This is a genomic window from Geothrix oryzae (genome assembly GCF_030295385.1).
GTDB lineage: Bacteria > Acidobacteriota > Holophagae > Holophagales > Holophagaceae > Geothrix > Geothrix oryzae.
This window is the reverse complement of sequence record NZ_AP027079.1, coordinates 2,711,392-2,725,599: the sequence shown is the minus strand read 5'-3', so window position 1 is coordinate 2,725,599 and position 14,208 is coordinate 2,711,392. Positions and strand designations below refer to the sequence as shown.

General features: G+C 64.7%; 14 protein-coding genes and 2 tRNA genes. 10 read left to right on the top strand and 6 right to left on the bottom strand.

All coding sequences use genetic code 11. The features are described from left to right. Positions 1–4: 4 nt before the first annotated feature. Positions 5–907, bottom strand: a complete 903-nt coding sequence (locus tag QUD34_RS12515; RefSeq protein WP_286354044.1) for a DUF4097 family beta strand repeat-containing protein — start codon at positions 905–907, stop codon at positions 5–7. Between the two features lie 110 nt (positions 908–1,017). Here QUD34_RS12515 and QUD34_RS12510 point away from each other — a divergent pair, with 110 nt between their 5' ends. From QUD34_RS12510 to yihA, 3 genes are read left to right on the top strand one after another with little or no spacing between them, the layout of a single operon-like run. Beyond that, positions 1,018–2,190 carry a thiolase family protein gene (locus QUD34_RS12510; RefSeq protein WP_286354043.1) on the top strand — a complete coding sequence of 391 codons (1,173 nt, stop codon included), beginning with the start codon at positions 1,018–1,020 and terminating at the stop codon, positions 2,188–2,190. 16 nt (positions 2,191–2,206) lie between these two features. Beyond that, positions 2,207–2,893, top strand: coding sequence for a cell division ATP-binding protein FtsE (gene ftsE, locus QUD34_RS12505; RefSeq protein WP_286354042.1), 687 nt, complete (start codon positions 2,207–2,209; stop codon positions 2,891–2,893). 42 nt (positions 2,894–2,935) lie between these two features. After that, positions 2,936–3,523, top strand: a complete 588-nt coding sequence (yihA, locus tag QUD34_RS12500; RefSeq protein ID WP_286354041.1) for a ribosome biogenesis GTP-binding protein YihA/YsxC — start codon at positions 2,936–2,938, stop codon at positions 3,521–3,523. Here the strand turns inward: yihA and QUD34_RS12495 are convergent. Beyond that, positions 3,520–4,590 carry a VanZ family protein gene (locus QUD34_RS12495; RefSeq protein WP_286354040.1) on the bottom strand — a complete coding sequence of 357 codons (1,071 nt, stop codon included), beginning with the start codon at positions 4,588–4,590 and terminating at the stop codon, positions 3,520–3,522. The genes yihA and QUD34_RS12495 overlap by 4 nt on opposite strands. A 233-nt stretch (positions 4,591–4,823) precedes the next feature. Here QUD34_RS12495 and QUD34_RS12490 point away from each other — a divergent pair, with 233 nt between their 5' ends. Both QUD34_RS12490 and QUD34_RS12485 read left to right on the top strand, forming a co-directional pair. Further along, the gene (locus QUD34_RS12490; RefSeq protein WP_286354039.1) at positions 4,824–6,074 is read left to right on the top strand and encodes an HD-GYP domain-containing protein; all 1,251 of its coding nucleotides are present in this window, start codon (positions 4,824–4,826) and stop codon (positions 6,072–6,074) included. 195 nt (positions 6,075–6,269) lie between these two features. Further along, entirely contained in the window at positions 6,270–6,437 is a 168-nt protein-coding gene (locus QUD34_RS12485) for a hypothetical protein (RefSeq protein WP_286354038.1), read from the top strand. Positions 6,438–6,575: 138 nt separating this feature from the next. On the opposite strand, the gene QUD34_RS12480 is transcribed toward QUD34_RS12485, so the two are convergent. Both QUD34_RS12480 and QUD34_RS12475 read right to left on the bottom strand, forming a co-directional pair. Beyond that, positions 6,576–6,797, bottom strand: coding sequence for a hypothetical protein (locus QUD34_RS12480; protein WP_286354037.1), 222 nt, complete (start codon positions 6,795–6,797; stop codon positions 6,576–6,578). A 436-nt stretch (positions 6,798–7,233) separates the two neighbouring features. Further along, the gene (locus QUD34_RS12475; protein ID WP_286354036.1) at positions 7,234–9,072 is read right to left on the bottom strand and encodes an acyltransferase family protein; all 1,839 of its coding nucleotides are present in this window, start codon (positions 9,070–9,072) and stop codon (positions 7,234–7,236) included. A 694-nt stretch (positions 9,073–9,766) separates the two neighbouring features. On the opposite strand from QUD34_RS12475, the gene QUD34_RS12470 reads away from it, so the two are divergent. The 4 genes from QUD34_RS12470 to QUD34_RS12455 all read left to right on the top strand — a co-directional run bounded on the left by QUD34_RS12470 (position 9,767) and on the right by QUD34_RS12455 (position 12,778). After that, positions 9,767–9,988, top strand: coding sequence for a hypothetical protein (locus QUD34_RS12470; protein WP_243321279.1), 222 nt, complete (start codon positions 9,767–9,769; stop codon positions 9,986–9,988). A 415-nt stretch (positions 9,989–10,403) separates the two neighbouring features. Then, positions 10,404–11,165, top strand: coding sequence for an SDR family NAD(P)-dependent oxidoreductase (locus QUD34_RS12465; RefSeq protein ID WP_286354035.1), 762 nt, complete (start codon positions 10,404–10,406; stop codon positions 11,163–11,165). Between the two features lie 25 nt (positions 11,166–11,190). Continuing rightward, positions 11,191–12,231 carry an AraC family transcriptional regulator gene (locus QUD34_RS12460; RefSeq protein WP_286354034.1) on the top strand — a complete coding sequence of 347 codons (1,041 nt, stop codon included), beginning with the start codon at positions 11,191–11,193 and terminating at the stop codon, positions 12,229–12,231. 16 nt (positions 12,232–12,247) lie between these two features. After that, positions 12,248–12,778: a hypothetical protein gene (locus QUD34_RS12455; protein WP_286354033.1), complete on the top strand. Its 531-nt coding sequence runs from the start codon at positions 12,248–12,250 to the stop codon at positions 12,776–12,778. 618 nt (positions 12,779–13,396) lie between these two features. On the opposite strand, the gene QUD34_RS12450 is transcribed toward QUD34_RS12455, so the two are convergent. Both QUD34_RS12450 and QUD34_RS12445 read right to left on the bottom strand, forming a co-directional pair. Continuing rightward, positions 13,397–13,471, bottom strand: a tRNA-Glu gene (locus QUD34_RS12450). 17 nt (positions 13,472–13,488) lie between these two features. Then, positions 13,489–13,563 (bottom strand) — tRNA-Gln (locus QUD34_RS12445). Positions 13,564–13,658: 95 nt separating this feature from the next. Here QUD34_RS12445 and QUD34_RS12440 point away from each other — a divergent pair. Then, positions 13,659–14,207 (top strand): hypothetical protein, encoded by a 549-nt coding sequence (locus tag QUD34_RS12440; protein WP_286354032.1) that lies wholly within the window; start codon positions 13,659–13,661, stop codon positions 14,205–14,207. Position 14,208: the final 1 nt, after the last annotated feature.

The following is a 14,208-nucleotide window of genomic DNA, read 5'->3' as shown; positions in this document are numbered from 1 at the left end:
GGTGCTATTTGACGCGGATGCTGCCGTTGGTGGTCTCGAGGCGGATCGCCTGCGACCGCCCGGGTACCTTCAGGTGGGCGCTGTGCTTGGAGATCTCGATCACCTGCGCCCCGGCCACCTTGATGTCCAGCGAGCCGTTGCTGTTCTCGGCGACCAGGTCGCCCGTGGCCTTGCCCAGGTCGACTTCGATGCTGCCGTTGGTGGACTCGAGATGGATGCCTTCGCCCCAGCCGTCCAGGTTGCGGGCGCGGATGCTGCCGTTGGTGGTCTCCAGGTTGATGCCGCCCTCCACATCCTCGAGCACGATGCGGCCGTTGGTGGTGCTGCCCCTGAGGCGGGCGGCCAGGCCGCGTCCCTCGATGGGGCCGTTGGTGGTGTCGACATGCACTTCACCGCGGACGCGGGTGATGAGGATCGCCCCGTTGGTGGCCTCACAGCGGGCGTAGCCCTCGAGGTTCTCCACGGCCACCGTGCCGTTGGTGGTGCGGAAGTGGCCCATGAGCTTCCGGGGCACCTGGAGGGTCATCTCGCAGCGGGGGCTGATGTAGACGCCGAAGCTCCAGGAAGGCTGCTGGAAGACCGCCTCGATGTCGAGGTCCTGGCCCTTCCGCTGGAGCACGAGCTCCACCCGGCGCCGCTCGCTGTCGCGAATCTGCGCGGTGAGGGCGACCTCATCCCGCTCCCAGCCGGTCACCCGGATGCCGCCGTTGCGGTTCTTGACCCAGAGTTTCGATCCCTGGGCCAGCTTCTCCGTCCGCTGCTCCGTGCGGGATCCCGTCGGCAGGTCCACGCCGATCATGGGCGCCGGCGGGGCTGGGGGCGCGGGCGGCGGCGGGGGCGGCGGAACCTGCGCCAGCAGCGCACTCCCGACCAAGAACAGGGGGATCCAGCGGCTGGAAACGGTCATGGCGACTCCCGTGGGAGAAAGAGCCAGGGCGGGCCTGGGTGAGAAGTTCACGCTCCGGGGCCGGAGGCGTTTAGTCAGGTTAACCTGGAAGGTCCCCCCGGGAGTCCGCCATGTCCGCCTATGTCCTGTCTGCCACCCGCACCGCCGTCGGTTCCTTCGGAGGCGCGCTGAAACCCTTGAATGCGGTCCAGATGGGCGCCCTGGCCATCACCGAGGCCCTGGTCCGGGCCGGGGTGGAGCCGGCCGCCGTGGGCGATGTGGTGCTGGGCAATGTGCTCCAGGCCGGCAGCGGCCAGAATGTGGCCCGCCTGGCGGCGCTCAAGGCGGGTCTGCCCCACGCCACCCCGGCCCATACGCCCAACCAGGTCTGCGGATCGGGCCTCAAGGCCGTCGCCCTCGGCGCCCAGTCCATCCTGATGGGCGATGCGGACTTCGTGGTGGCCGGCGGCACCGAGAGCATGTCCAACGCGCCCTACCTGCTGCCCGCGGCCCGCTGGGGCGCCCGCATGGGCCACGCCCAGCTCGTCGACAGCATGATCCAGGACGGCCTCTGGTGCGGGCACGGCGACACCCACATGGGCATCACCGCCGAGAATGTCGCCGCCCTGCACGGCGTCACCCGCGAGGCCCAGGATGCCTTCGCCCTCCGGAGCCAGAGGTCGGCCGCGGCCGCCCAGGCCGCCGGGGCCTTCGACCGGGAGGTGTTCGCGGTCACCCTGGCGGGCAAGAAGGGCGATACGGTCTTCAACCGCGACGAGTACATCAAGACCGACGCCTCCGCCGAGGGCCTGGCCAAGCTCAAGCCCGCCTTCAAGAAGGACGGCACGGTGACCGCCGGCAACGCCAGCGGCATCAACGACGGCGCCGCGGCCCTGGTGCTGGCCACCGAAGCCGCCGCGAAGTCCCACCGGCCCATCGCCCGCATCCTCGGCTTCGCCCAGGCGGGTGTGGACCCCGCCACCATGGGCCTGGGGCCCGTTCCCGCCATCCGGAAGCTGCTGGCGAAGACCGGCGTGAAGCTGGCCGACATCGACCTCTTCGAGCTGAACGAGGCCTTCGCCGCCCAGAGCCTGGGCGTGCTGGCGGAACTGCCGGAGATCGATCCCGCCAGGGTGAACCTGCGCGGCGGCGCCATCGCCCTGGGCCACCCCATCGGAGCCAGCGGCACCCGCATCCTCGTCACCCTGCTGCACCTGCTCCAGGACCAGGACAAGAAGCTCGGCCTGGCCGCCCTCTGCGTCGGCGGCGGCCAGGGCGTGGCCATGCTGGTCGAGCGCCTCTAGAGACGGTCGGGTTTCCATGATCACCCTCACCCATGTCGGCAAGCAGTACGACCGCATCCACACCGCCCTGGCGGATGTGAGCTTCGGCATCGAGGCCGGAGAGTTCGTGTTCCTCACGGGGCCCAGTGGGGCGGGGAAGTCCACGCTGCTGAAGCTGCTCTTCCGCGAGCAGGTGCCCAGCAGCGGCGAGATCCAGATGGCGGGCCACCGGCTGGCCTCCATGCCCGAGAAGGAGATCCCCCTGCTGCGGCGTAAACTGGGCGTGGTGTTCCAGGATTTCAAGCTCATCCGCAGCCGCACCATCTTCGAGAATGTGGCCTTCGTGCTCAAGGTGCTGGGCGTCAGCGCCGCCGAGCAGAAGCAGCGCACCTTCCGGGCCCTCAAGATGGTGGGCCTCCAGCACAAGCTGAGCAGCTACCCTCTGCAGCTGTCCGGCGGCGAGCAGCAGCGCGTGGCCATCGCCCGCGCCCTGGTGAACGATCCCCTGGTGCTGCTGGCGGACGAGCCCACGGGCAATCTGGACCCTGATCTGGCCCAGGAGATCATGGCCCTCTTCGAGCGCATCAACGGCCAGGGCACCACGGTCATCGTGGCCACCCACGACCGGAGCCTCATCCAGCGCATGAAGAAGCGCGTCATCGGCCTCGACCACGGCCGCATCGCCTTCGACCAGCCCGCCCCCACGAGCCTGGTGACAGTCTGAGGCGTGGTTGGCGGTAGTCTGGAAGCTGCAGACTGGATTCCCATGGCCCAACCCCTCACCGATGCCAAGTTCGTCACTTCCGCCGCCGACGCGAAGAAGCTCGGGGTCTGCCACGCGGAGGTGGCTTTCGTGGGGCGCAGCAATGTGGGGAAATCCTCCCTGCTGAACGCCCTGGCCAACCAGAAGCAGCTGGCGCGGGTCTCCAAGACGCCGGGCCGCACGCGGCTCATCAATGTGTTCCTCACCGGCCCCGACCGCTGGATCGTGGACTTGCCGGGCTACGGCTTCGCCACGGGCCCCGCGGCCGAGCGGGCCACCTGGCAGAAGATGGTCGAGGGCTACCTCACGGGCCGCGCCACGCTGCGCATGGTCTTCGTGCTGGTGGATGCGGAAGTGGGTCCCACCAAGCTCGACCACCAGATGATCGAGTGGCTGCGCGCCGAGAGCCTGCCCCACCGCATCGTGGCCACCAAGGCCGACCAGGTGAAGCCCAGCAAGGCCCTCAAGCAGCGCAAGGATGTGGCGGCCGACCTGGGCCTGCACGCCAGTGACATCGCCTGGGTGAGCGCGGGGAAGGGCACGGGTATTCCCGAGCTGCGCCGCGAAGTGGCGGACCTGCTGAATCTTTAGAGGTCCTCCACCCGGCCCTCGCGCCACACCATAAACTGCCCCTCGTGCGCCCAGGGCAGGGCGAGGCCGTTGGCCTCCCCTTCGCGGGTGTGGAAGTGGCCGGTGAGGAAGGTCATGCCGGGATGTGCTTCGGCGGCGGCGCGGAAGGCCTCGCGGGGGAAGGCCAGCTTGTAGGCGGCGTTGGTGGTGCGGAGCTTCCGCTCCATCCAGGCGGAAACCCGGCGAGCCGTGCCGCCGGGCATGAGGCGGAACACCAGCCACAGCAGGCCCGAGCGCGAGGCCAGGTTCCACAGCCGGTACTGCCGGTCCGCGGTGTTGATGAGGTCGCCGTGCTCCCAGGCCAGGGTCTCCCCTTCGAGGGTGCCGCCGATGCCTTCGCCCATCAGGTCAAAACGCGCGGCGTGGGGATCCAGGAAGTACTCGCGGTTCCCCAGCCACAGGCCCACCCAGCGGCCGGCGGTGCGGCGGGCCTCCACCCAGGCGAGGAAGGCGCGCTGACCCTCGGTCTCCATGCCCGGAAGGCCCACCCACACATCGAACACATCGCCGAGGAAGAGCCAGTCGGCTTCCGGGTGGGCGGCGGTGGCGGCCTCCAGCCCGGTGAGGGTGGCGCCCCAGTGGGGATCGGCCACGAGGATGAGGTCGCGGGCGGGATCCGGTCGCCTCCGCCGGCCCCGCCACCAGGACAGGGCGCCCAGGCGCCGCGTCACCAGGAGGTGGAGGGAACCCGCCGTCAGGGCCAGGATGCCGCCCACGGTATCGGCCACCCAGTCACCGAACTCGCAAGCGCGGCCGGGGACGAAAGCCTGGTGCCACTCATCCGAAGCACCGTACAGGGACACGGCGGCCAGCACCAGGAGGTGGCGGCGGTACAGGGGCAGGTCCGGCCGGGTGATCCGCAAGGTCAGATCCAGCGCCAGCGCCAGGGCCCCGAACACGGTGGCGTGGGCAACCTTATCCAGGGGCGGGGGCAGCTGGATGCCGCCCGGATACTGCGATTGCGCACTCAGCGAAAAAATGGCCGCAGCCACCGCCAGGGGAAGGATCCAGAGCCATCGCATGCGCATGATCCATCGAAACACAGGCGGAGCGGGGAAGCGACCCGGGCCCGGGCACCGGTGCCCCGGGCGGGCCTCAATCCGGAGCGGATGACGCTCGAATAACTATTTTATTCAAAAGAATTGTAATGAATTCGCTCGCACCCGATGGACAGATCCCCACCGGGTCCTCTGGGTTTTCCCGCCAGGCGGCGGGGAAGGGATCATGATGCAGGTCCGGCACCGCCGATTCCGGACCCGCCATGCCCACCGCACCCCTCAAGGCTGATCTCCGGCATGTGACCTACGCGCTTTCGGACGCGCTGGATCTGGTCGGCCTGAATGATGTCGGCCACGGCAAGCGGGTCGGCATCGTGGCCTACGCGTGCGCGAAGCAGAAGGGGATGAGCGAGCCGGAGGCGACCTTCCTCTTCGACCTCGGCCTGCTGCACGACATCGGCGTGTCCTCCACCGAGGTCCACCGCAGCCTCCTGGCGGAGTTCGACTGGGTGGGTTCTCCGCTGCACTGCGAGATCGGCTACGAGCTGCTGCGGGCGTTCCCGCCCCTGGCTGCCCTGGCGGTGCCGGTGAAGCACCACCACACGCGGTGGGACCAGTTCCCCACCCTCGGGATCGAGCCCTCACAGGCCTGGCAGGCCAACCTGATCTTCCTGGCCGACCGGGTCGATGCGCTGGCCGCGCCGTTCCACGGGGCGGGCACCGTGCTCCTGCACACCGGGGAGATCCGGACCCTGATCCAGCAGCGTTCCGGGACCTTCTTCGCCCCCGAGCTGGTGGAGCTGTTCCTGGAGGCCTCCCGGTCCGAGGCGTTCTGGCTGCTCCTGGAGCCCCGCTCCGTCCAGACCTTCGTCCAGGACATCCTCGACCAGGGGACGAGCTATGAGGCCTCCATGGGGGATCTCCGGCAGCTGGCGGAGATCTTCTCGCGGATCGTGGACGCCAAGAGTCCCTTCACGGCGGAGCATTCCCTGGGAGTGGCGGGCCTCGCCCGCCTGTTGGCGGAGCGGTCGGGGCTGAGCGTCGACAGCTGCGCCAAGATCGAGATCGCCGGTCTTCTGCACGATGTGGGCAAGCTCCGGGTTCCAGACGGCATCCTGGACAAGCCCGGCGCGCTGGATCAGCAGGAGCGGCAGATCATCAACACCCACAGCTTCGAGACCTATCAGATCCTGCGCCACATCAAGGGCTTCGAGGAGATCACCCCCTGGGCCGCCTACCATCACGAAGAACCCGGGGGCAGCGGCTACCCCTTCCGCCTGGATGGCAGGACCCTGCCCATCGAGGCCCGCCTCCTCCGCGTGGCGGACATCTTCCAGGCGATGGTGCAGGACCGGCCCTACCGGAAGGGCCTGGACCGCGAGCAGGCGCTGGGCTTCCTGGGGCATCTGGCAGCCGCGGGCCGCCTGGAACCGGAACTCGTGTCTCTGGTCGCCGCCTGCGGCGATGAGGCCATGCTCGCCGCGCAGCCGGGCCTGCGGACCAGCACAGGCTGAGACGGAAGGGACAGCCCCCTGGTTGAACGCCCCGCCACGGGGCTTTTTTCGATGCATCCGGCAGTCACCCTATGGGGGACCGGCTTCTAGATCGAAGTATCTAAGTAAAGAATATAGTAATGTTATTTGATTTTTTTCGTGGCATCGGCGCCTTGGAGATCTATGCTGACTCATCGACACCTTCAGGAGGTCACCATGAGTTGGTTCCCGCTTTTCGCTCCCATCGCCATCGCGGTCGTGACCTTCTTCGGCGTCGACAATCCCAGCCGGGCCATCGCCCTGCTCCCCTATTTCGCCATCGTCAGCGTCATCTGGTTCGTGGTCGAAGGGCGGAAGGGGTTGAGGGCCGCCCGCATGCGGTGAAGCTCCTGAATACTGAAGTGGCAAGCCACGACCATGGGGGCCATGAGGCGCGGTGAGGTGAGGCCGATCAAATCGTGATGCAATATCGGCAGGAGGGCCGAATTGCTACCCCCACTACCGAATAAGCCCCTTTCCGAACTAGCTGAGGCCGATCTTCTTAGTCTGGTCGATGACGAAGTTCGGGAAGATGTGGAGATCGACTACAAGGTGGCACTTGAGACCAACTGCCAGGAATTTGTGAAGGATGTCAGCGCCTTCGCGAACAGCCAAGGCGGTTATCTCATCTAATGGGATAGGTGAGGAAAATGAGCTGCCATCACGATTGGTGGTTCTAGCTGGATTCGACGCCGGGAAGGTCATCGGCCAGATGACCTCCTGGGCTCAGGAACATGTCAGACCCAGGCCCACTATCCGGTTCAAGCCAGTCCAACTGGGGGGCGGGGCGCTGTCATCGTAGTTGAAATTCCTAGGAGTGGGCCGGGCCCCACGAAGTTCGCCAGGAGCATCACTTCTATCATCGAACTCAACACAGGAAGGCCCCCATGGATGTCGATCAACTGAGGGTGGCGTTCAGGCAGAAGGCTGACTTTTTCAACCAACTGATGCATTGCGGACTGCCTTTCGGCCCTTTCCCTGTTCCGCTTCCACCATCTCAAGGGCCACCGCCTAGGCCCTTCCACCGTGGGCCTCGGCAAATTCCCGGCAGGCTCGCGCTAGTTCATCTTCAGGTGAACCTATTATGCGGGCGCCGAAGGGTGGGTATCAGCGGCTCACCAAAACCAGAATACTTTATCCTCTATTTTTGGGCTGACCCCGCCCAACCAGGCATTCTTATCAATAGTTCTAGGTCGCCACGAACCAGATTCGCCCCGTAGTAGGAAAGGTGCATCGCGTCATCGTATGTCTCACGCCCAGCGCCATCCCAGAAGCGTAGCGATCCATCTGGCGCTTCAAACTTCGAGGCGGTCTCGACGATTAGGCACCGATCAGACTTCAAGCTAACCAGTTGCCGGTTCGATGCAAGCCGCCCTTCCCGAACCGAGGTTTCTTCGTGGAACGGCCACCTTGCCCCTTCTCTAATCGATCCGCGGTTTGCATCCGGGGGCAAGATCGGCGGCTGGTCGATAAGGACGACGCGACCCACAAATGGAGAAACTTCCTTTATTGCCATCGTAAGCCGCTCGGGGGCCCCATTTAGTTTCCCCCTCCACTCACAAGCAACAAGCAGGACATCAGGGCGAATGCGACGAATTACAGACAGGGAATCATCCCAGAGTGGCGCGGGCACTGCGTCGGCCTTCGGTAGTGGATCACCGGATGATACGCTAACCACCGTGAGATGGTAGTGAACCTCCTCGCAGATCTCCTTCACAACGCGCGCGTACATCGAACCCTGGCTATCGCCCATTAGAACCACCTTCACGGCCCCGGCTGGATCTCCAAAGGAACGGCCTCCGCGCGCGACAACGCGAGTGCTCATGTCGATGTACCGTGTCTCCCGAGCCCAGACTCCCAGGGGAACGCAGATCACAAGCGCAGTCACGAGAAACGCCAGCGTGGGACGCATTTTGCCCGGCGCGCTGAAGTACCGCCGAGCGGGGCCTTCGATATACCTGAAACTCAGATAGGCAATGGGAATCGTGAGCGCCAACTTGAGTGCAAGCCGAAAGTGTTCACCGGCGGTGAAGAACTGGTAGTCCACCATCGAGAAGATCGGCCAATGCCAGAGATAAAGCGAGTAGGACATCTGTCCGACAATTACTAGCGGGGCTGCCGCCAACCACCTTTCGACGAGGTTGCCGCCTTCGGCTGGGGGCCTGATCACGGCTGCCGTCCCAAGCACAGGGAGAAGCGCCCAGGCTCCTGGGAAAGTGCGGTCCTCCGGAACGATCAGGAACGACAACCCCACCAGGCCGAGACCGACGAATGGGAGCGCGCGGTCAACGCCACTTCCTTGTTGTCGCGCTGTTCCTATCGAAGCCGTTGCGAGGATTGCACCCGTTAGCAGTTCCCACGCTCGGGTCGGAAGGAGGTAGAAAGCCCATGCGGGTCTCGCATAGGTGAGCGCTAAGCATGTGATGAAGGTCATTACCCAGAGGACCCAGAAGCCGCGCAAGAGGCGTTCCCGGTTCCACTTCGCCGTGAGCACAAGGAGAAGGGGAAAGAAGAGGTAGAACTGCTCCTCTACCGAGAGCGACCAATAGTGAAGGAATGGCTGCGCATCTTGCGACAGGGTGAAGTAGTTCCCCTGAAAAATGAGCTTCAGGTTCACCACGGACAGTGCCGCAGCCGTCAAGCCTGCGCCCGTCGATGCGAGATCATGTGGAGAATAGATGGCCGCCGCTCCGGCAAGGGTTGCTAGGCCGACTAAGAAGAACGCTGGGAAGATTCTGGCGATCCTACGCTGGTAGAAAGTCGCGAGGCTCAGGGAATCTCTCATCCTGTCCTTCAAGAGAAGAGATGTGATCAGGTAGCCGGAGATGACGAAGAAGACATCGACCCCGACGAAGCCGCCAGGGAGCCACCTTCGATTCAGGTGGAAGAAGAAGACGGAGAGGATCGCAAGCGCCCGAAGACCATCGATGGCCGGCCGGTAATTCAGGGTTGGCGAGTGAAGGACTTCCTGATCAATCATAAGTGAGATCCCAGTGCCCGAGCTATTGATGCTGCGTTTGCGATGGTGGGTAGCACGAAACTCAGGCTTTTCTCGAAGACTGAGAAAAGGACATCCGCAATCAGTTGCATGCTGGTGATGTCCATCTTGACAGAGCCGTGCCAGCTGCCCGGCATGGAATTGAAGGCCAGGCTGATGCGGCCCAGGCATCCCCGAGGAGACGGGGATAATGATGCCCCGTCCACCCTTGGAGGGTGCTCATACCGCACCCCTCAACGCAGAGGGGATTCGCCTCGGATGACCGCCCCCTTAAACACCTCGCCCCTCAAATGGGCCTGCAACTTACCCCATGGGGTAGCCGGTGGAGGCTTTAGCCGCCGTGACTGCAACGCCATCTGCACCCCACCACCTGGCGTGGGAGCCCATCCACTTTTCCGCGTCCCCATGGCTCCTCCATGCGCTGTGCGCAACCTATGGAAGGGGGAGACCACCCTATCACGAGGGGTTACCCTTTGCGCATGTGCGGCCGTTACACCTTTACCTTCAGCGCCAAGAGCCTAGCCGAGGCATTCGCCATGGTGCCCCCGGGCTTCGAAATTAGAAGTGCCTGAGTCCGTGCATCATTCCGCTCCCACCATAGCGAAGACTGAGACCTGGCGCGGGTTTGCGGCTTCCTGATTCCGGGTGGCCGGTTTCACCCGCGGGGTGAAAGCGGATGCGGATCAAGTTCGTGAAATCGGAGAAGCTGGACCTGCTGTCGGGCGCGGGGCTGAACCTGTTGGGCCAGATCCTGGAGCGGCACACGACGCTTCGCCGGGACCTGAACCGCCAGTTCCTGAAGCAGCCGCACGGCCTGGGCACCGGCGATGTGGTGACGGCCTATCGAAACAAGCTTGTCCCGATATCCAGCAACGAAGCCTGGAAGACCATCCATTGAAAGAGGAAGGAAGTGAGCAAGTAAGACTTTGGGAGCCAAGGATCGAAGGCTCAAATCATTTCGCCCCGACCACAAGACAGTCATAACATCGATTTTTGCAATACCTGAAAGCCTAGTCGCGCAAGTGGCCGGACTCTTCCCTGTCAGGCAGATGCCCCCAAATGTAAACGTAAGTTCAATGGGAGCTTCTGATGTAGTCGATCTCATACCAGACCGATCAACCCAGTGGCCCAAGGAGAGAACCTCACATGGCCTGGATTGAGGCCCTTGTTGGGAACCTTGTATCCTGGGTCAAAGGAATGAGTTTGGCGCACTTTGCAATATCGTTGGCGCCTTAGGATAAGGCCTCGAAGGCGTATTCTCCTTACGCTTGGGTCCATGGGGCGACACCCGCCCACTCACCCAGGAGGCCAGCATGACCCAGCCCGTAGCCCTCATCACCGGCGGCGCCACCGGAATCGGCAAGGAGACCGCCAAGATCCTTGCCGCCAAGGGCGCCATCGTCTACATCAGCGGACGCCGCAGCGACGTCGGAGAGGAGGCCGTGGCCGAGATCCGGGCGGCGGCTGCCGGGAGTGGCGGCGACGCCTTCTTCGTCCAGAACGACGTGGGCGACGAGGAAGCGGTCGCTAGCATGTTCTCCGACATCGTGTCCCGGCATGGACGCCTGGACATGGCCGTGAACAATGCGGGCATCAACACGGAGTCCAAGACCCTGGCGGATTCCGACACCCAGGCCTTCCGGGCGATGCTGGAGACGAACGTGCTCGGGGTCTACCACTGCATGAAGCTCGAGATCCGGCAGATGCTCGCACAGGGGCACGGCTCCATCGTGAACCTGGCCTCCATCGCCGGGCTCAACGGGATTCCCTGGACCGGCACCTATGCCGCCACCAAGCACGCCGTCGTTGGCTTGACCAAGAGCGCCGCGCTCGACCACGCCACCCAGAACGTCCGGATCAACGCCATCGCCCCGGGCGCCATCCACACCGACATCATCGACGCCTCCATCGCCCTCGGGGTTTACGACACATCTGCCATCGCGGCCATTCACCCCATGCAGCGGATGGGCAGGCCCGAGGAGGTCGCCCGCGCCATCTGTTGGCTGCTTTCCGACGAGGCTTCCTTCGTGACCGGCCACATCATGAACATCGACGGCGGCTTCCAGGCCAAGTAGACGTCCGATCCGCGGGAGGTCCCCCATGGCCATCCAGAGTGCAGACCAGGTCAAGATCCCGCAGGCCATCTGGATCGGGCTGACGGCCTTGGGCATCCGCCCGGCGGAGGCGCTCCGCCAGGCCCGGCTGCCCGCGGCCCTGGTGGCCAAGGGGAGTGCCCTCACCACGGAGCAGTTCTTCGGTCTGTGGCAGGCCATCGGCCAGCTCACGGCCGATCCCGCCGCCGGGAACAAGCTCGTCACGGGCATCGACCCTTCGCAGCTTCCGCCCTCCCTCATCGCGGCCTACCACGCCCGCGACCTCCGGGACGCCCTGGCCCGCGTGGCCCGGTTCAAGCACCTGTGCGCGCCGGAACTGCTCCATGTCACCGAGGATGGCGACACCTGCGTGGTCGAACCGGAGTGGGTCCACGCGGATCGCGAGGTCCCCGGGCTTCTGGTGGATGCCACTTTCAGCTCCCTCGTCGAGCTGGCGCGGAAGGGAACCCGGACGGAGCTGCGGCCCGTTCGCGTGGAGCTGAAGCGAGACGGTGGTAAGTCCGAGGCGCAGCGCGAGTTCTACGGATGCCCCGTGCGCTTCCGGTCCACGGGAAACCGCCTCGTCTTCCGCCGGGAGGATCTGGACCTCCCCTTCGCCTCCTACAACGCGGAACTGGTGGAGATGCTCACGCCGCAACTGGAGCTGGCCTCGAAGGTCCCTTCGCCCAAGGCGACGGCTTCCGAACAGGTCAGGAGGCTCCTGCGCCAGTTCCTGTCCGCCGGAAGACCGGAGATCGAAGCCGTGGCGAAGGAGCTGGGCATGAGCGGGCGGACGCTGCAGAGGCGCATCACGGAGGAGGGGAGCACCTTCCGGGACCTGCTCTCCCAGGCCCGCCGGGAACTGGCCCAGGAATACCTGGGAGATCCCGGGCTGGACCTGAAGGAGATCGTCTACCTCCTCGGCTACGAGGACGCGCCGTCCTTCTACCGCGCCTTCCGGCACTGGGAGGGGACGACGCCCGCCATCTGGAGATCCCGCAGATCGCGGGTCGAGCACGACCGCCTGGGGCCGTCCCCGGGCCATTGATGAAAGGAGTGGAACGATGAACGACGCGAGGGTCCTCCAGTTGTCCCAGGCCATCCAACGGTATTTCGACGGGGAGAAGGGCGAGATGCTGGCCATCCTCGCCGGTTCGCTCGCGATGCTGATCCTGGCAGCGGGGCTGTTCATTCACTTCAGGGATGGCTTCGCCCGCGGCTTCGGGCTTGCCGTCCTGGCCGGGGTGCTGCTCTTCTCGGGCGCGGCCACCTCGCTCCTGCTGCGGGACCGGGCGCACCAGGCCGTCCTGCTGGAGGAACTGCAGGCCGGTTCCGCCGAAGGGGTGGCCGCCCGTGAATCCGATCGCATCGAGGTGGTCATCTCGAAATACCCGGCATACCGGTATGCCTCCTTGATCCTGGGGGCGATCGCCCTGGCTGCTGCGGCCTGGATCTCACGTGGGTGGGTGATGGGGAGTGCCGTCGGCGTACTGCTGATCGCCGCGGCCCAACTGACCATCGACCACTACTCGGAAGCCAGGGCTCGGGCCTACCTTCAGCAGGTATGGCATGGTTCAAGCGCAGCCCAGAGTTGAATCCACAGGAGTGGTGCGAGCGACTGTTACCGGAACAATGACCTTGAGGATCTGGTAGCCGTGATGGACGGTCGGCCTGAATTCATCGAGGAGACCAAGGCGGCGGACCCCACACCATGCAGACCCTGGAGGCATGGCACCTTCAGGAATCCCGCCGCCTCCACCTCCTGTTGGTCGGGATGCTTCGTTCCGAGACCTACGCCCACAACCTCCGCCCTCTCCTGCCAAGTAAGCGCTGACGATGGATAAAAAACCCGAAAATATCGGGGGAAACGGATGCGCGTCTCCAATCCACTCAAGTAGGGAAGGCGGGCGGCTTGCCCTTTCCCCAAACGCTCAAGTTCTCCTGAATCCGCGCCATTCCTGGCTCTTGGTTGATCTGGACTCGGGTTTCTGAACGGAAATCACACACAGGGCCCAGGCCAGCACTGGCACGGATGCCGCGCCAGCGCTGGCTTTCACGGGTGACGCCTCACGGGGAAGGAAGAGTCTCGGACCCGTATTCAGGCGTCCGTTTCCGGGGACACCTTTTGAGCACGGTTTGAGCATGGGGCCCCTCCCGTGGTTCCCCGCCTCGAATAAAAACAAGAGCCCCCTAGATTTCTCTAGGGGGCTTGCTGGTAGTCCCAAGGGGAATCGAACCCCTGTTCCCGCCGTGAGAGGGCGGTGTACTAACCGCTATACGATGGGACCATCGAACAAGTTGTGAATGGTTGGGGAGGAAGGATTTGAACCCTCACCTGACGGTACCAGAAACCGTTGTCCTACCATTAGACCACTCCCCAACGAGTGGAAGATCCAATGTATCAGGTGCGGGGCAAAAGGCAAGGGGGGGTTCTGCCGATGGGCGCAGTAACCTTCCAATGATAGAGGGGACGACATGGCGGAACCGATCAAACTGGCGTATTTCATGGCGGTCAAGGAAGGGGCGAGCTACCTGGGGGGCCTCCTGGTGACGGATACCTCGGGCATCCCCCTGGACTTCCGCTACACCGAGCCGATCACGCCTACCCGGCTGCAGGGCATCCTCTACGGCAAGTCGCTGGAGCCGCACCTGAAAGAGGAAGTCATCCAGAAGACGCTCCTCAAGGAGCTGAAGGCCGCGCCGGACCTGTTCATCCTGAGCGCCTCGGAGCTGGCGGGAGGCTGGGCGGGGGACGCGAAGTACCCCGTGATGGCGGTGCAGAAGAGCCAGGAATCCCCGCTGGCGAAGGTGGGCGATGTGTTCCGCGCCGGGCCGCGGGATCTGCTGATCCAGCTGGCGGAGGGCGCGGCGCCGCTGCGCGTGATGTTCGCCACCTCGGTGGATGCGGCGGCCCAGGAGCAGGCCGTGCCGAAGCTGCTGGAGGCTGGCTACCACATGGACCTCGTGGAACCCCTGGAGCGCGTGGGCGCGGCCCTCCAGAGCCTGGTGGTGAAGGGCTCCTGAT